General features: G+C 71.3%; 16 protein-coding genes and 3 tRNA genes. 8 read left to right on the top strand and 11 right to left on the bottom strand.

Annotated elements, in window-relative coordinates; all coding sequences use genetic code 11:
• Positions 1-5 precede the first annotated feature (5 nt).
• On the top strand, positions 6-524 hold the full coding sequence (locus ABGA99_RS23905; RefSeq protein ID WP_047017129.1) for an amino-acid N-acetyltransferase: 519 nt from the start codon (positions 6-8) through the stop codon (positions 522-524).
• Between the two features lie 120 nt (positions 525-644).
• Positions 645-971, top strand: a complete 327-nt coding sequence (locus ABGA99_RS23900; protein ID WP_027754213.1) for an Lsr2 family protein — start codon at positions 645-647, stop codon at positions 969-971.
• On the opposite strand, the gene ABGA99_RS23895 is transcribed toward ABGA99_RS23900, so the two are convergent.
• On the bottom strand, positions 910-1,635 hold the full coding sequence (locus ABGA99_RS23895) for a hypothetical protein (protein WP_347574946.1): 726 nt from the start codon (positions 1,633-1,635) through the stop codon (positions 910-912). The genes ABGA99_RS23900 and ABGA99_RS23895 overlap by 62 nt on opposite strands.
• Before the next feature lie 461 nt (positions 1,636-2,096).
• Here ABGA99_RS23895 and ABGA99_RS23890 point away from each other — a divergent pair, with 461 nt between their 5' ends.
• The gene (locus tag ABGA99_RS23890) at positions 2,097-4,625 is read left to right on the top strand and encodes an ATP-dependent Clp protease ATP-binding subunit (protein ID WP_347574947.1); all 2,529 of its coding nucleotides are present in this window, start codon (positions 2,097-2,099) and stop codon (positions 4,623-4,625) included.
• Between the two features lie 168 nt (positions 4,626-4,793).
• On the opposite strand, the gene ABGA99_RS23885 is transcribed toward ABGA99_RS23890, so the two are convergent.
• The gene (locus tag ABGA99_RS23885; protein ID WP_347574948.1) at positions 4,794-5,354 is read right to left on the bottom strand and encodes a helix-turn-helix domain-containing protein; all 561 of its coding nucleotides are present in this window, start codon (positions 5,352-5,354) and stop codon (positions 4,794-4,796) included.
• Between the two features lie 102 nt (positions 5,355-5,456).
• Between ABGA99_RS23885 and ABGA99_RS23880 the strand changes: the two genes are divergently transcribed.
• From ABGA99_RS23880 to ABGA99_RS23870, 3 genes are all read left to right on the top strand, one after another.
• The gene (locus tag ABGA99_RS23880) at positions 5,457-7,049 is read left to right on the top strand and encodes an MDR family MFS transporter (protein WP_347583401.1); all 1,593 of its coding nucleotides are present in this window, start codon (positions 5,457-5,459) and stop codon (positions 7,047-7,049) included.
• Positions 7,050-7,279: 230 nt separating this feature from the next.
• Positions 7,280-7,663, top strand: a complete 384-nt coding sequence (locus tag ABGA99_RS23875; protein ID WP_347583408.1) for a helix-turn-helix transcriptional regulator — start codon at positions 7,280-7,282, stop codon at positions 7,661-7,663.
• 59 nt (positions 7,664-7,722) lie between these two features.
• The gene (locus ABGA99_RS23870) at positions 7,723-8,163 is read left to right on the top strand and encodes a VOC family protein (RefSeq protein WP_347574950.1); all 441 of its coding nucleotides are present in this window, start codon (positions 7,723-7,725) and stop codon (positions 8,161-8,163) included.
• A 189-nt stretch (positions 8,164-8,352) separates the two neighbouring features.
• Here the strand turns inward: ABGA99_RS23870 and ABGA99_RS23865 are convergent, their stop codons facing one another.
• From ABGA99_RS23865 to ABGA99_RS23825, 9 genes are all read right to left on the bottom strand, one after another.
• Positions 8,353-9,297 carry an A/G-specific adenine glycosylase gene (locus tag ABGA99_RS23865; RefSeq protein WP_347574951.1) on the bottom strand — a complete coding sequence of 315 codons (945 nt, stop codon included), beginning with the start codon at positions 9,295-9,297 and terminating at the stop codon, positions 8,353-8,355.
• 105 nt (positions 9,298-9,402) lie between these two features.
• Positions 9,403-9,478: transfer RNA gene (locus ABGA99_RS23860), tRNA-Gly, on the bottom strand.
• 109 nt (positions 9,479-9,587) lie between these two features.
• Positions 9,588-10,193 (bottom strand): response regulator transcription factor, encoded by a 606-nt coding sequence (locus ABGA99_RS23855; RefSeq protein ID WP_347583400.1) that lies wholly within the window; start codon positions 10,191-10,193, stop codon positions 9,588-9,590.
• Positions 10,190-11,494, bottom strand: coding sequence for a sensor histidine kinase (locus tag ABGA99_RS23850; protein WP_347574953.1), 1,305 nt, complete (start codon positions 11,492-11,494; stop codon positions 10,190-10,192). Before ABGA99_RS23850 ends, ABGA99_RS23855 begins: the two co-directional genes overlap by 4 nt.
• Before the next feature lie 104 nt (positions 11,495-11,598).
• On the bottom strand, positions 11,599-12,420 hold the full coding sequence (locus ABGA99_RS23845; protein WP_347574954.1) for an ABC transporter permease: 822 nt from the start codon (positions 12,418-12,420) through the stop codon (positions 11,599-11,601).
• Entirely contained in the window at positions 12,417-13,421 is a 1,005-nt protein-coding gene (locus ABGA99_RS23840) for an ABC transporter ATP-binding protein (protein WP_347574955.1), read from the bottom strand. The genes ABGA99_RS23845 and ABGA99_RS23840 overlap by 4 nt, the downstream gene beginning before the upstream one ends.
• A 139-nt stretch (positions 13,422-13,560) precedes the next feature.
• A tRNA-Gly gene (locus tag ABGA99_RS23835) sits at positions 13,561-13,633 on the bottom strand.
• A 73-nt stretch (positions 13,634-13,706) separates the two neighbouring features.
• Positions 13,707-13,778 (bottom strand) — tRNA-Gly (locus ABGA99_RS23830).
• Positions 13,779-13,997: 219 nt separating this feature from the next.
• A complete protein-coding gene (locus ABGA99_RS23825) occupies positions 13,998-14,315 on the bottom strand; it encodes an Lsr2 family protein (RefSeq protein ID WP_347574956.1) in 318 nt (105 codons plus the stop codon).
• A gap of 322 nt (positions 14,316-14,637) precedes the next feature.
• On the opposite strand from ABGA99_RS23825, the gene purS reads away from it, so the two are divergent.
• Together purS and purQ are read left to right on the top strand one after the other, a co-directional pair.
• The gene (purS, locus tag ABGA99_RS23820) at positions 14,638-14,907 is read left to right on the top strand and encodes a phosphoribosylformylglycinamidine synthase subunit PurS (RefSeq protein WP_047017143.1); all 270 of its coding nucleotides are present in this window, start codon (positions 14,638-14,640) and stop codon (positions 14,905-14,907) included.
• Positions 14,904-15,584 carry a phosphoribosylformylglycinamidine synthase subunit PurQ gene (gene purQ, locus ABGA99_RS23815; RefSeq protein WP_347574957.1) on the top strand — a complete coding sequence of 227 codons (681 nt, stop codon included), beginning with the start codon at positions 14,904-14,906 and terminating at the stop codon, positions 15,582-15,584. The genes purS and purQ overlap by 4 nt, the downstream gene beginning before the upstream one ends.
• The last annotated feature ends 86 nt before the right edge of the window (positions 15,585-15,670 follow it).

Raw genomic sequence — 15,670 nt, 5'->3', positions numbered from 1 at the left:
ATGTCATGCCCAGCGATTCTTACGGGGTCACCATCCGGCGTGCCCGCACCTCGGATGTCCGGGCCATCCGGCGGCTGCTCGACCCCTACGTGCACCGTGACATCCTTCTCGACAAAGCCACCGTGACGCTTTACGAGGACATCCAGGAGTTCTGGGTCGCCGAGCGCGACACGGACGCCGCGGTGGTCGGCTGCGGGGCGCTGCACGTGATGTGGGAGGACCTCGCGGAGGTGCGTACGCTGGCCGTGGATCCGGCCCGCAAGGGCACCGGCATCGGCCACCAACTCCTTGACAAGTTGCTGCACACCGCCCGCTGGCTCGGTGTCAGCCGAATTTTCTGCCTCACGTTCGAAGTGGACTTCTTCGCCAAGCACGGCTTCGTCGAGATCGGTGAGACTCCGGTGGACCAGGACGTCTACAGTGAGCTGCTGCGCTCGTATGACGAGGGCGTTGCCGAGTTCCTGGACCTGGAGCGGGTGAAGCCCAACACCCTCGGCAACAGCAGGATGCTGCTGCATCTCTGATGGCGCTATGTCCGAATCGCGAAGATATTGTTGAGCGAGTTCTCCGGCAGGGTTTGAGTTTTTCGCTGAAAAGCGGTTTGCTTTCGCCAGCACACATTGTTCCGATGAAAGGGAAGCCCGGTGGCTCAGAAGGTACAGGTCCTTCTTGTTGATGATCTCGATGGCGGTGAGGCAGACGAGACCGTGACGTTCGCTCTCGACGGCAAGTCCTACGAGATCGACCTCACCACTGCCAACGCGGAAAAGCTGCGCTCCGCTCTGGAGCAGTACGTGAAGAGCGGCCGCAGGACGGGTGGCCGCGCTACGAAGCGTTCTCGCGGCGGGGCGTCCGGCAGCCAGGACACGGCGAAGATCCGCGCGTGGGCGAAGGAGCAGGGATACGAGGTCAGCGAGCGTGGCCGTGTTCCGGCGAACATCCGCGAGGCATACGAAAAGGCGAACGGCTGACGTTCAGGGCGAGGCGGTGGCAGGCCGTCGCCGCCGCGCTCACCAGCCGTACCAGATCCGGCCGGTCCGTAACCCGGTTCCGCGCCGGCACGGCATCGCCGTCCGCGTACCCCCTGTCCCCATCCCTTTCGACAGCGTCCCGGACGACGTCTTCGACGCCATCGGCGTCATCTCCTACGCCCTCCCCGTCCACGACTCCGCCCCCGCGGCCGGCCCCCGTGTCCACGGGCAGCCGCACCGCGGGGAGCCGCGCCAGCGCCGCCCGGCCCGGCGGGCGCAGCCACAGCGTCGGCGGCCAGCTCCGTACCGCCGCCGGCGCCGCGCTCAGATCCAGCGGGATGCCGCCCCACTCCAGCCAGTCCAGCAGCCCCGGCAGCTCCGCCGCGCCGCCCTCGGCGATCAGGAAGCGCATGCGGCCGCCGGTCAGCCCCACGGGGCCTGTGGCAGGCCGCCGGCGCAGCACCGCCCAGCCCGCCTCCGACGGCATCTCCAGCACGTCGCAGCGCAGCGCTCCGGACGGCAGCACACCGGCTGGGGGCGCCTGAGCGGCGGCCTCGCCGTCCGCCTCCGCACCCGGCCCTTTCCGGCCGCGCGCGCCGCTTCCGCCCGCCGGGGCGGGCCTGCCCTGCGGGCCGGTCTGGCGCGGGATCACGGGGCCGGTCACACCGTGAGCAACGGGGTCGCACCCGCGTTGGTTACGACATGTGTCATCCCGGTCGCATAGCGCGTTACTTCTTCCCCGCATCAGCGTCCACAGGCGTTCCACCGTGTTCGCCGTCAGCGCAGTGAAGAGGCCGGAAAATCTGATGGCACTGCCCATGACGCGGGTAAGACTTGGCTAGTGGTGCTGGTGAGAGCGGTGGCTTCGGCAGGCTTCGGCAGGGTCGGCGGGCGGCGTTCGCCATGGGCGTAGCGGCATTGAGAGTATTCGCCTGGCCTGCGGGAACATCGTCTCGCACCATCGGGTTGGAGCAGTAGTCGGATGCCCGGTGCAGGAGACTGACGGAGTCAGCGTCCGGGTGTCGGCAGTTGGAATGAGCGGTCCCCGCTTGCGGGACTAAGCTGCGGAAGGACAGGGAGGGGAACGTCCCCGATCTGCCTGACCGCTCTGAGGAGCGATTAACGATGTTCGAGAGGTTCACCGACCGCGCGCGGCGGGTTGTCGTCCTGGCTCAGGAAGAAGCCCGGATGCTCAACCACAACTACATCGGCACCGAGCACATCCTCCTGGGCCTGATCCACGAGGGTGAGGGTGTCGCCGCAAAGGCCCTGGAGAGCCTCGGGATCTCGCTCGAGGCGGTCCGCCAGCAGGTGGAGGAGATCATCGGCCAGGGCCAGCAGGCCCCGTCCGGCCACATCCCCTTCACGCCCCGGGCGAAGAAGGTCCTGGAGCTGTCGCTCCGCGAGGCCCTTCAGCTCGGGCACAACTACATCGGTACGGAGCACATCCTGCTCGGCCTCATCCGCGAGGGCGAGGGCGTCGCCGCCCAGGTCCTCGTGAAGCTGGGCGCCGACCTGAACCGGGTGCGGCAGCAGGTCATCCAGCTGCTCTCCGGCTACCAGGGCGGCAAGGAGACCGCCACGGCCGGCGGCCCCGCCGAGGGCACGCCGTCGACGTCCCTGGTGCTCGACCAGTTCGGACGGAACCTCACGCAGGCCGCCCGCGAGTCCAAGCTCGACCCGGTCATCGGGCGCGAGAAGGAGATCGAGCGGGTCATGCAGGTGCTGTCCCGCCGGACGAAGAACAACCCCGTCCTCATCGGCGAGCCCGGCGTCGGCAAGACCGCCGTCGTCGAGGGACTGGCGCAGGCCATCGTCAAGGGCGAGGTGCCCGAGACGCTGAAGGACAAGCACCTCTACACCCTGGACCTCGGCGCCCTGGTCGCGGGCTCCCGCTACCGCGGTGACTTCGAGGAGCGCCTGAAGAAGGTGCTCAAGGAGATCCGCACCCGCGGCGACATCATCCTGTTCATCGACGAGCTGCACACCCTGGTGGGCGCGGGGGCCGCCGAGGGCGCGATCGACGCGGCGAGCATCCTCAAGCCGATGCTGGCCCGCGGCGAGCTGCAGACCATCGGCGCCACCACGCTCGACGAGTACCGCAAGCACCTGGAGAAGGACGCGGCCCTGGAGCGCCGCTTCCAGCCGATCCAGGTCGCGGAGCCGTCGCTGCAGCACACCATCGAGATCCTCAAGGGTCTGCGCGACCGGTACGAGGCGCACCACCGGGTGTCCATCACGGACGCCGCCCTGGTCGCCGCGGCCCAGCTCGCCGACCGGTACATCTCCGACCGCTTCCTTCCGGACAAGGCGATCGACCTGATCGACGAGGCGGGCTCGCGCATGCGCATCCGCCGGATGACCGCGCCGCCGGACCTGCGGGAGTTCGACGAGAAGATCGCCGACGTGCGGCGCGAGAAGGAGTCCGCGATCGACTCGCAGGACTTCGAGCTGGCCGCCGGCCTGCGCGACAAGGAGAAGCAGCTCCTGGCGCAGAAGGCGCAGCGGGAGAAGGAGTGGAAGGCCGGCGACATGGACGTCGTCGCCGAGGTGGACGAGGAGCTCATCGCCGAGGTCCTGGCCACCGCCACCGGCATCCCGGTCTTCAAGCTGACCGAGGAGGAGTCCTCGCGGCTGCTGCGCATGGAGGACGAGCTGCACAAGCGCGTCATCGGGCAGGAGGACGCCATCAAGGCGCTCTCCCAGGCCATCCGGCGTACGCGGGCGGGCCTGAAGGACCCGAAGCGCCCCGGCGGTTCGTTCATCTTCGCCGGCCCGTCCGGCGTCGGTAAGACGGAGCTGTCGAAGACGCTGGCGGAGTTCCTCTTCGGTGACGAGGACGCGCTCATCCAGCTCGACATGTCGGAGTTCAGCGAGAAGCACACCGTCTCGCGGCTGTTCGGCTCCCCGCCCGGCTACGTCGGGTACGAGGAGGGCGGTCAGCTCACGGAGAAGGTGCGCCGGAAGCCGTTCTCGGTCGTCCTCTTCGACGAGGTCGAGAAGGCCCACCCGGACATCTTCAACTCGCTGCTGCAGATCCTGGAGGACGGTCGCCTGACCGACTCCCAGGGCCGGGTCGTGGACTTCAAGAACACGATCATCATCATGACGACCAACCTCGGCACCAAGGACATCTCCAAGGGCTTCGGCCTGGGGTTCGCCGCCGGGGGCGACGTCAAGTCCGGCTACGAGCGGATGAAGTCCAAGGTCAGCGAGGAGCTCAAGCAGCACTTCCGGCCGGAGTTCCTCAACCGTGTGGACGACATCGTGGTCTTCCACCAGCTCACCAGGGACGACATCATCGAGATCGTCGACCTGCGGCTGGCCGAGCTGGACAACCGGCTCAAGGACCGCGACATGGCCATCGAGCTCTCCACCGAGGCCAAGGACCTGCTGTCCAAGCGGGGCTTCGACCCGGTGCTGGGCGCCCGGCCGCTGCGCCGCGCGATCCAGCGGGAGATCGAGGACGTGCTCTCGGAGAAGATCCTCTTCGGCGAGCTGCGCCCGGGCCACATCGTGGTGGTCGACATCGAGGGCGAGGGTGACGACGCGACGTTCACCTTCCGCGGCGAGGAGAAGTCGGCGCTGCCCGACGCCCCGCCGGTCGACGCCGCCGCGGGCGGCGCGGGCCCGAACCTGAGCAAGGAGGCGTGAGCCCGTAGCGGCTCGGCTTCCGACGCACGACACAGAGCCGCCCCGGACCGTGTGGTCCGGGGCGGCTCTGCGTGTACGGGCCGGGTGCCCCGGGCGCGTACAGGCGCCTACGGGTGTGCACGAGACGGCCCCGTACGACTCGGGGCCCGGCGCTGCGGGCGCCGGCGGTCAGCCCTTGTACGCGGACGTCACCAGTTCCTGCGCGACCTCCAGGCAGGCGAGCCGCTTCTCCTCCGGGTCGCCCTTGGCGTCGTCCAGGGCGAACATCCCCGCGTGCATGGTGAAGATCGCCGCGATGCTGCGGGCCTGGTCCCTCAGGTCGGCGTCCTCGTCGCGGAGCATTCCGACGATGTCGCCCATGCGCGCCTTGAAGGTCTCGCCGAGGCTCAGGTCGCGGATGCTCGCCTGGTTCTCCTGCATGAACCGGAAGAGCGTGTCGCCGCCGGCGAGCAGCGTGCTGTAGCGCGCCAGCAGCTCCAGCCGGGTCTCCAGCGTGGCCGGCTGGGTCCGCCCCCAGGCGATCAGCTCGTCGACCCGCCCGAAGTGGTCCTCGACCAGGCTGACGAGGATGTCTTCCTTGGTCTTGAAGTGGTAGTACAGCGCGGCCTTGGTGACGTCGAGCCGTTCGGCGATCTCGCGCAGGGAAGTCTTGTCGTAGCCCTTGTCGGCGAAGAGCTCCAGCGCCACGTCCTGAATGCGCTGGCTGGTGTCACTCCTGGTCGTGACCATGATCCCTGCTTCCGTCAGATGCTTACTTGACGCCCGGCAAGTAGCGGCGTACGTTCACATCGTACCCACTAGCCGGGCGGCAAGTAAGTAGGGAGAGGGGTCATGGCGGACAAGGATCAGGAGGCGGTTCCAGCGCCGCCGCGGAACATCAGAGTGATCATGCTCGGCCTGATGATCACGATGATGCTCGCGATGCTCGACAACCTGATCGTCGGCACCGCGATGCCCACGATCGTCGGCGAGCTCGGCGGCCTGAACCACCTCGCCTGGGTGGTCACCGCGTACACCCTGGCCATCGCCGTCTCCACGCCGCTGTGGGGCAAGTTCGGCGACCTCTATGGCCGCAAGGGCATCTTCATGTCCTCGATAGTCCTCTTCCTGATCGGCTCCGCCCTGTCCGGCATGGCCCAGGACATGGGTCAGCTCATCGCCTTCCGCGCGGTCCAGGGCCTGGGCGGCGGCGGTCTCATCGTCGGCGTGATGGCGATCATCGGCGACCTGGTACCGCCCCGCGAACGCGGCCGGTACCAGGGCATGATGGCCGCCGTCATGGGCATCGCCACCATCGGCGGCCCGCTGGTGGGCGGGACGATCACCGACCACCTCGGCTGGCGCTGGGCCTTCTACATCAACCTGCCGCTCGGTGCGGTCGCCCTCTTCGTCATCTCCACCGTGCTGCACCTGCCGAAGAAGCGCGTCAAGGCGCGCGTGGACTACACCGGCGCCGCCCTGCTCTCCATCGGGCTGACGGCACTGGTGCTGGTGACCTCCTGGGGCGGTACGGAGTACGACTGGGGGTCGGCGCAGATCGTCGGCCTGGCCGTGCTCGGCGCCGCCTCGCTGGCCGCCTTCGGCTGGGCCGAGACCCGCGCCGCAGAACCGATCATCCCGCTGCGTATCTTCCGCAACCCCAACTTCACGCTGATGAACGTGATCGGCTTCATCGTCGGCTTCGTGATGTTCGGGGGCGTGACCTTCCTGCCGCTGTTCCAGCAGAGCGTCCAGGGCGCCTCGGCCACCAACTCCGGCCTGCTGCTCCTGCCGATGATGCTGCCGGTCATGATCGTCTCGCTCTTCGTCGGCCGGGCCACGACCAGGACCGGGCGCTACAAGATCTACCCGATCATCGGCGGCGCCGCCCTGATCGCCGGGATGTACCTGCTGTCCACGATGGACACCGACACCTCCCGCCTGACCTCCGGGCTCTACATGGCCGTGATGGGCGCCGGCCTGGGCTTCATGATCCAGATGTCGATGCTCGTCGGGCAGAACAGCCTGGAGATGCGCGACATGGGCGCCGGCAGCTCCACGATCACCCTGACCCGCACCATCGGCGGCTCCTTCGGCGTCGCGCTGATGGGCGCCGTCTTCAGCAGGCGGGTCGCCGACACGATGGCCGAGGAGGCCGGTCCCGCGGGCGGGAAGGCGGCGGGCAGCGGCGGGCAGTTGACCCCGGAGCGGATCGAGCAACTGCCGACGCAGATCAGGGAGGCGTACCTGAACGCCGTCTCGAACGGCACCCACCAGGTCTTCCTCTGGGGAGCGGCGATCGCGGCACTCGGGTTCCTCGCCGCCTGGTTCGTCAGGGAGGTCCCGCTGCGCGGGGCCGCCCCGGCGAAGGATGACGCCGGACCGGCCGGGGACGCCGGTCCGGACTCCGCGCAAGCGGAGGCGGAGGCCCCGGTGAAGGTCTGAGCGGACCGGGGCCCCGAGGACGGGCCGCGCGCCTCCCGCAGTAGCGGGCCGGGGGCGCGCGGCCCTTCTGTGTGCGTACGGGCCGGAAGGCCGGCGGCGTACGCAGACGGGGGCCGCGGGGCGTCGGGCGGCGGGGCGGCATGCGCGGCGGGCCCGTTGTCGGTGGGGCGTGCCATGCTCGAAGAGTGCTTCGCCCCGACCTGCGCGCTCTTCGCAGCGCCAAGGACGCCATGGACCGCGACTGGGCCGACCCGGCCCTCGACCTGGACGCGGTGGCGACGCACGCCGGTTACTCCCGGTATCACTTCATCCGCGCCTTCAAGGCCGCCTACGGCGAGACCCCCGGGCAGTACCTGACGCGCCGCCGCCTGGAGCGCGCCGAGCACCTGCGTACGTGCAACCTCGCCGTCACGGAGATCTGCCACCTGGTCGGCTTCTCCTCCCTCGGCACGTTCTCCGCCAGCTTCAAGCGGCGTACGGGCCTCCCTCCGAGCGCGTACCGCGATGCGCACGTGGGCCGCGGGACCGCGCTCATACCCGGCTGCTTCGCGCTGCTGTGGGCCGGCGGGTTCGACCCGCGGAGCAGGGAGCGCAACTCTGAGGAAGCGGGCTGAGGGCGCCCCTGCCTACGGTGGCCGCAGTACCGAAGCACCACCCCACCAGGGAGAACGTCATGATCACGAACCTGGCCATCACCACCGTGTGGACCACCGACCAGGAGCGCAGCCGCGACTTCTTCGCCGACAAGCTCGGCTTCGAGATCCGCGACGACATCGAGATGGGCGAGGGCGTGCGCTGGATCACGGTCGGCGTCCCCGGCCAGCCGGACGTCATGCTGGCCCTCATGCGGACCACGGGACCCGGCCTCGACCCGGAGTCGGCGGAGGCGCTGACGACGCTCGTCGACAAGGGCGTGCTGGGCGCCGGCGCGTTCCACACCGACGACTGCCGGGCGACGTACGAGAAGCTGCGGGCCCGCGGCGTCGACTTCGTCCAGGAGCCGCAGGAGCGGCCGTACGGGATCGAGGCGATCTTCCGCGACGACAGCGGCAACTGGTACTCGCTGACGCAGCGGCAGGAGGGCGGACTGGATCACAGCAAGCCCTGGGCCTGACGCCGCGGGGTCGCCTCCGGCGCGCGCGGTCGGTTGCCCGCGCCGGCGGGACGGGCCGGCGCACCACGGGGCCGGCGGGTGCCGGATTGCGGGGCGTGCTGCGGCGGTGGAGCCCGTCGGGGCATCCCCGTCGGCAGATACCGGGTGGCCCCGCCGCTGCCCGCTGCCCGGGGGCGGCAGGCGGCGGCGTCAGCCCTGCGGCAGCCGGTACAGCCCGTCCGCCAGCGGCTCCACCAGCCCGTCCGACACCAGGCCGTCCAGCGCCCGCGCCCGCTGTACGGGCTCGTGCCAGACGGCGTCGAGCCGCTGCTGCGGCACCGGCCCGTCCGCGTCCCGCAGGACGGCCAGCAGCCGGCCGCGCACCTGGCGGTCCGTCCCGGCGTACGTCTGCGTGCGCCGCGGCGGGCCCGCGTGCGCCGGGTGTCCCGCGAGCCGCCAGGCGCAGAGCGTCGCCACCGGGCAGTTGCCGCAGTCGGGCTTGCGGGCCGTACAGACGAGCGCGCCCAGTTCCATCGTCGCGGCGCCCCAGCGGGCCGCCTCGGCGTCCTCGTCCGGCAGCAGCTCGCGCGCGACGCGGCGCTCCACGGCGGTCGTCGCCCCGGGCGGGAACTCGGTGCCGCCGACCAGCCGGGCGTAGACCCGGCGGACGTTGGTGTCGAGCACGGCGTGCCGCTGCCCGTACGCGAAGGAGGCCACGGCGGCGGCGGTGTACTCGCCGATGCCGGGCAGTGCGAGGAGCTGCGCGTGCCGCTTGGGCACGTCGCCGTTGTGCCGCTCCTTTATCGCGGTGGCGGCGGCGTGCAGGCGCAGTGCACGGCGCGGGTAGCCGAGCCGGCCCCAGGCGCGGACGGCCTCACCGGGCGCCTCGGCGGCCAGGTCGGCGGGGCGGGGCCAGCGCTTCACCCACTGCGTGTAGACGGGGAGCACGCGGCTCACCGGCGTCTGCTGCAGCATGAACTCGCTGACCATGACGCCCCAGGGACCGGCTTCCGGCCGGCGCCACGGCAGGTCGCGGGCGTGCTCGTGGAACCACTGGAGGACTGGCCCGTGCAGCGCCGCGGGCTCGGGCGCAGACGCGGGCGCGGCGCCGGCGGGGGCGGGCGCGGATGCGGTACTAGCTGTGGTCGCAGTCATGGCACCCCTGATCCTGGCACAGAAAGGGGCGGCCCCCCGGGCAGCGCCGGGGGTCTTGCGTGTTGTGCCGCGGCGGACGCGCGAAGAGGCCGGGGTGCCGGTGCGTGGAGCGGACGACGAGACTCGAACTCGCGACCCCCACCTTGGCAAGGTGGTGCTCTACCAACTGAGCTACGTCCGCACGCCTCTTGGGGCGGTTTCCCACTATACCCGCGTACCGAAGCCGCGGACCGGCCGCGGAGTGAGGCGATACGGGGGCGGGTGGTCGGCATGCGGTGGCGGCGCTCGCCTCACAGCCAGCCGCGTTCCCTCGCCACGCGGGCCGCCGCGTGGCGGTTCTCCGCGTCGAGCTTCGTCATGGCCGACGACAGGTAGTTCCGCACCGTCCCCGGTGTCAGCGAGGCGCGGCGGGCGATGTCCGAGACCGGGGCGCCGTCCGCCGCCAGCTCCAGGACCTCCGCCTCCCGCGGCGTCAGCGGGGAGTCGCCCGCCGCGATGGCGTCCGCCGCCAGCTCCGGGTCGACGTACCGGCCGCCCGCGTGCACCGTGCGGATCACCTCCGCCAGCCGCTGCGCCGAGACCGTCTTCGGCACGAAGCCCCGCACACCCGCGGACAGCGCCTGCTTCAGGGCACCCGGGCGGCCGTGGCTGGTGACGATCATCGCCGCGCAGCCGGGTGCCGCCGTACGCAGCGAGGCCGCCACGGCGACGCCGTCGAGCCCCGGCATCTGCAGGTCCAGCACGGCGACGTCCGGCTGATGGGCGCGGGCCATGGCCAGCGCCTCGTCGCCGCCCGCCGCCTCGGCGACGACCGTGAGGTCGTCCTCCAGCGCCAGCAGCGCGGCCAGCGCGCCGCGGATCAGGTGCTCGTCGTCGGCGAGCAGGACTCGGATCACGACGCCTCCAGGTCGATACGCGCCGCCAGCCGGAACCGCCCGCCGGTCCTGCGCTGTGCGCTCAGGGTGCCGCCCACGGCCGCCAGCCGCTCGCGCAGCCCGGTCAGTCCGGCGCCGTCGGCGGGTGTGCCGGGCTCGGAGTCGGGGGCGCCGTCGTTCTCCATGACGAGTGCGGCCACGCCGTCCGCGGCCCGGAGCGACACCGTGCACGTACGGGCGTCCGCGTGCCGCAGCACGTTCGTCGTCCCCTCGCGGACCACCCACGCGAGCGCCGACTGCACCCGCTCCGGCACCTCCCCGCGTGCGCCCGGAGCCGCCAGGTCCCCTTCGTCCACCTCGCAGTCGACGCCGGCCGCGCGCAGCACCGCGCGGGCACCGGCCAGCTCGGCGCGCAGGTCGGCGGCGCGGTAGCCCCGTACGACCGCGCGGATCTCGCGCTGCGACTCCTGCGCGACGCGCTGCACCTCGGCCATCTGGTCCGCGGCCTCGGGCCGGCCGCGCTGCGCCAGTTGGACGGCCAGCTCGCTCTTGAGCGCCATGACGGCGAGGTTGCGCCCCAGTACGTCGTGCAGGTCGCGGCCGAAGCGCAGCCGTTCCTCGGCGACGGCCAGCCGGGCCTGCACGGCGCGGGCGGCGTCGAGTTCGTCGACGAGCTTCACGCCCCACGCCGAGGACCGGTAGGTGGCGCCCATGAACGGCGCGCCCAGCGCCGTGGTGACAGCGGTGACGAGCAGCCACTTCTCGCGCGGCCCGACCACCAGCGCGGCCAGCAGGGTCCCGGCGCACAGCGCCGCGACGACCACCCCGCCGCGCCGCAGCGGCAGCGCCAGCACCAGGGGCCCGGCGGCGAACATGAGCACCCACACCAGGAACGGCCCCAGCTCCGCCGGGTCCAGCCGGTCCGTCGCGCGCAGCGCGAGGGCGGCGGCCAGCAGCGCCGAGACGACGGCGAGGTGCAGGGCGACCAGCCGGTCGGTGGGCCCCGCGGCGCCGAAAAACGGGGCGGTCAGGGAGAGCTTCACCTGCATCGTGAGGTGCGCGAGGAGCAGCACGGCGACGACGGCGAACGGTACCGCGCCCATGTCGTCGCGGGTGTTGCTCAGCCATACACCGATCAGCACCGCCTCGAAGAGCGCGAGGAAGTACATGGTGGAGACGGTGTACTGCCGCCAGCGCTCGGGCCCGCTCATGCGCCGGGCGCGCTGCAGCCGGCCGAGCACGCCGCCTCTGCGCCCCGGTCCCGGGTCCCGGTCCGGGACCGGATCCGGGCCGGGGCCCGCACCCGCGTCCGGCTCGGTCATCTGGTACGTCCCCTCCCCGGTCGACCCGCTCGGCGTGATCGCCGCATACGGCCGTACCGTACGCCCACCGCTCTCCGGTGGCCGCACGGCAGCGCGCACCCCCCTCACGCGCGCGGCTCCCACCGGAACCACCGCCGCACCGCCCACGCCCCCGCCGCGATCCACGCCACGGCCACCGCGAGCGCCTCGACGACCGCGCCGCCGCCCGGCTCCCCCGTCCAGCCGCCGCGCACCAGCTCCACCACCGGCGACAGCGGCAGCCGCTGCGCCACCTCGGCGAGCGAGTCCGGCAGCACCTCGAACGGCACGAACAGCCCCGAGCCGAACATCGACACCAGCAGCAGCGGCATGCTCGTGAGCTGCGCGCTCTCCGCCGACTTCGTCACCGCCGCGGTCGCCGCGGCCAGCACCGTCAGCATCGCCATCCCCGCCAGCACCCCCAGCACCGCCAGATGCGGCGCCTTAGGCGCAGGCGAGTCCATCGCCAGGCTCACGGCCACGGCCAGCACGAGGCACTGCGCCAGCGCCACGCACAGGGCGGGCAGCGCCGCGCCGGCGAGCAGTTCGCGGTCGGTGAGCAGGCCGGTGCGCAGCCGCTTGAGGACGAGTTCCTCGCGGCGGGCGACGTAGACGATGACGAGGTTCGCGTAGACGACGAAGATCAGCGCGAAGACGACGGCGCTCGGCAGCACGACGGTGGCCGCGGTGAGGCCGGTGTCGGACAGGTCCAGCTCCTCGACGGCGGACCGGGTGGCGAACGCGAAGCCCGCCGGGGTGACCAGGGCGCCGAAGAGCACCAGCTTGCTGCGCCACAGCAGCGTCAGCTCGGCGCGGCCGATCGCGGCCAGCCGGGCGAGCGGGCCGGGGACGTCGGCGGCGCGGTCGTCGAGGTGCGCCGGCGGGGTGGCGACGGTGGTGGCGGTCATCGGGCGTTCCTCTCGTCGGTACGGGCCGCGCCGGCGCCGTGCTGCGCGGCCGGGGCGCTCTTGCCGGGCCGCCGGTCGTCCACGGCGGCGCCCGCGATCTTCAGGAACGCCTCTTCCAGCGATGCCGACCGGGCGTCCAGACCGGCCAGCTCGACGCCGTTGTCCTGGGCCCACAGCAGCAGCCCCGTCAGCGTCCGCTGCAGCGCGCCGGTACGCAGCCGTACGGCCGTGCCCGCCAGCTCGTGCCCCGTCACGCCCAGCGCCGGTAGCGGCGGCAGGTCGCCCGGCAGCCAGCCGACGGGCAGCCGGAACGAGACGGTCGCCGGGTGCGCGCCGACGATCTCCTCGACGGTGCCGGCCGCCGCGATCCGGCCGCCGGCCATGATCGCCAGCCGGTCCGCCAGCTCCTCGGCCTCCTCCAGGTAGTGCGTGGTGAGCAGCACCGTCGTGCCGCCGGCGCGCAGTTCGCGCACCAGCTCCCACGTCGCGTGCCGCCCCTCGGCGTCGAGCCCGGTGGTCGGCTCGTCGAGGAAGAGCACCTCCGGCCGGCCGAGCAGCGCGAGCGCCAGGTCGAGCCGGCGCCGCTCGCCGCCGGAGAGCTGTGCCACCCGGACGTCCCGGCGGTCGGCGAGCCCGACCAGCTCCAGCGCCTCCGCGGTGGGCCGCGGCCGCGCCGTGCAGCCGGCCCACATCCGTACCGTCTCGGCGACCGTGAGCTGCGAGGGCATCCCGCCCTCCTGGAGCATTACGCCGGTGTACGGGCGCACCCGCCCGCGCTCGCGGTACGGGTCACGCCCCAGCACCCGTACCTCTCCTCCGCTGGGCTCCGCCAGGCCCTCCAGCAGTTCCACGGTGGAGGTCTTGCCGGCGCCGTTCGTACCCAGCAGGGCGAACAACTCGCCCTGGCGGACGGCGAAGTCGACGCCGCGTACCGCCTCGAAGTCTCCGTACGCGCGCCGCAGCCCCGCTGCGCTGATCACGTTCTCCTGTGCATGGACCATGTCTTCAGACTTCCGCCGCCGCGGGTGCCGGTGCAGTGCACGCTGTCATCGGACGCGATGACAGATGTCATGGTGCCGGGATCCCGGAGGACTTCCGGGAACACGAAAAGAGCCCCGGCCGAAGCCGGGGCCCTCACTGAGCGGACGACGAGATTCGAACTCGCGACCCTCACCTTGGCAAGGTGATGCTCTACCAACTGAGCCACGTCCGCGTGCATCCGAACAGCTCTCACCGTCCGGCGCGTGCTCCACTCTACCCCACGATTAACAGGGCTTCTGTGGCGGAGCGGGTGACAGGAATCGCACACTGCGCCTCCCTCTTGGAAAGAGGGCGCTCTACTACTGAGCTACACCCGCGTGGCCTCGGGGGGTCTCCCCTTGGCGCGTGTCCAGACTCTATCGGATCCCGGGGGGCGGATGGCAAGCCGGGCCGGTCAACGGTGCCAAGACGGCCCGGCGGAGGGCCGGATGAGGGATCCGGCCGTCCGGACACCGGGACCGTCGGGCGCCGGATAGGGCGACCGGGGGAGACGACCGGAGGAACGGCTGGAAAGAAGGCCGGCGGAGGCGGCGGCGTCAGTGGGCGGCTTCGAACGCCTCGTAGACCTTCTTCGGGATACGGCCCCTGGCCGGCACCTCCATGCCCTGCGACCCGGCCCAGGCGCGTACGGTGGCGGGGTTGGGTGCGATGTCCGTGCGGACGAAGGCCCGCCCCGACGCGGCCTGCTTCCGCCCGGCCCGCAGGAAGGGCGCCAGCGTGCTGCGCAGTTTCTTGGCGTTCGAGGCATTGAGATCGATCTCGTAAGACTTCCCGTCGAGTCCGAAGTTGACCGTCTCGGTCGCTTCTCCGCCGTCGATGTCGTCGAAGAGGCTGACCACTACGCGCTGCGCCACGAAACCGGTCCTTCCGTCGGTCGCGCCTGCCGCTTTCCTCGCCCGCCGCGACCTGCGCGGTAGACCGGGGCTGCGGGAGCGCCGGCTCATTTGATCAGTGCTTTACCCTTTGTATCGCGACGGATTCTGTTGCGGAAGTCGAGCAATTGGGCCCGCGTGTCACGTCGCAATGCGGACCCTACTTTTATCGGGCCCTTTACCCAAGTGGATATCACGGGCGATGCGGAACCGTAACCGGCCCGACCCATATCTACCCGGGTAGATTTGTCCGCAAGGTACGCTGTCGTCACCGCTTCTTCACAACCCTTACCGGGAGTAGCCAGTGGCCCGCGTCGTAGTCGACGTCATGCTCAAGCCGGAGATCCTCGACCCGCAGGGGCAGGCGGTGCAGCGCGCGCTGCCGCGCCTCGGCTTCGCCGGGATCGCGGATGTCCGCCAGGGCAAGCGCTTCGAGCTCGAAGTGGAGGGACCGGTCGACGACGCCGCCCTCGCGCAGATCAACACGATGGCCGAGACCTTCCTTGCGAACACCGTGATCGAGGACTTCACCGTACGTGTCGAGGAAGTCGCGCACGGGGGAGAGGCGAAGTGACCGCTCGTATCGGCGTCGTCACCTTTCCGGGATCTCTCGACGACCGCGACGCGCTGCGGGCCGTTCGGCTGGCGGGCGCCGAGCCGGTCCCGCTCTGGCACCGGGACAAGGATCTGCGGCAGGTCGACGCGGTCGTGCTCCCCGGCGGTTTCAGTTACGGCGACTATCTGCGGGCGGGCGCCATTTCGCGCTTTGCGCCTGTGATGGATACGGTCATCGAGCAGGCCAGGTCCGGTATGCCGGTCCTCGGCATCTGCAACGGCTTCCAGGTGCTGACGGAAACTCATCTGCTGCCCGGCGCGATGTTGCGCAACAACCACCTCCACTTCATCTGCCGTGACCAGAAGCTGCGGGTGGAGAACGCCGGCACCGCCTGGACCGCCGACTACGCCGCGGGCCAGGACATCCACATTCCGTTGAAGAACATCGACGGCCGCTACACCGCCGACGAACGTACGCTCGACGAGCTGGAGGCCACCGGCCGCGTCGTCTTCCGCTATCTGGACGGCAACCCCAACGGCTCGCTGCGCGACATCGCCGGCATCGCCAACGAGGCGGGCAACGTCGTCGGCCTCATGCCCCACCCCGAGCACGCCGTCGAAGCCCTCGTCGGCACCGGCCGCACCGACGGCCTCGGCTTCTTCACCTCGATCCTCAAGAGGCTGGTCCACGCATGACGCGCACCCCGCTGGATACCGGAGCGGAGAGGGAGCGAGTTCGCGCCCTGAGCCACGACCGTCTGGACCCCCACGCGCGAAGGAGC

This window comes from Streptomyces sp. B5E4 (assembly GCF_039871555.1).
In the GTDB taxonomy this organism is placed as follows: domain Bacteria; phylum Actinomycetota; class Actinomycetes; order Streptomycetales; family Streptomycetaceae; genus Streptomyces.
The sequence above is the reverse complement of the archived record's forward strand: the minus strand, read 5'-3'. Positions and strand labels throughout refer to the sequence as shown.

Bases quoted from the DNA above. Each gene is read 5' to 3' on its own strand.
- ABGA99_RS23845 (WP_347574954.1), bottom strand. From the start codon at position 12,420: ATGACCGCCACCACCGTCGCCACCCCGCCGGCGCACCTCGACGACCGC.
- ABGA99_RS23865 (WP_347574951.1), bottom strand. From the start codon at position 9,297: ATGACTGCGACCACAGCTAGTACCGCATCCGCGCCCGCCCCCGCCGGC.
- ABGA99_RS23870 (WP_347574950.1), top strand. From the start codon at position 7,723: ATGATCACGAACCTGGCCATCACCACCGTGTGGACCACCGACCAGGAG.
- ABGA99_RS23885 (WP_347574948.1), bottom strand. From the start codon at position 5,354: ATGGTCACGACCAGGAGTGACACCAGCCAGCGCATTCAGGACGTGGCG.
- ABGA99_RS23850 (WP_347574953.1), bottom strand. From the start codon at position 11,494: ATGACCGAGCCGGACGCGGGTGCGGGCCCCGGCCCGGATCCGGTCCCG.
- ABGA99_RS23905 (WP_047017129.1), top strand. From the start codon at position 6: ATGCCCAGCGATTCTTACGGGGTCACCATCCGGCGTGCCCGCACCTCG.
- ABGA99_RS23840 (WP_347574955.1), bottom strand. From the start codon at position 13,421: ATGGTCCATGCACAGGAGAACGTGATCAGCGCAGCGGGGCTGCGGCGC.
- ABGA99_RS23875 (WP_347583408.1), top strand. From the start codon at position 7,280: ATGGACCGCGACTGGGCCGACCCGGCCCTCGACCTGGACGCGGTGGCG.
- ABGA99_RS23890 (WP_347574947.1), top strand. From the start codon at position 2,097: ATGTTCGAGAGGTTCACCGACCGCGCGCGGCGGGTTGTCGTCCTGGCT.
- ABGA99_RS23880 (WP_347583401.1), top strand. From the start codon at position 5,457: ATGGCGGACAAGGATCAGGAGGCGGTTCCAGCGCCGCCGCGGAACATC.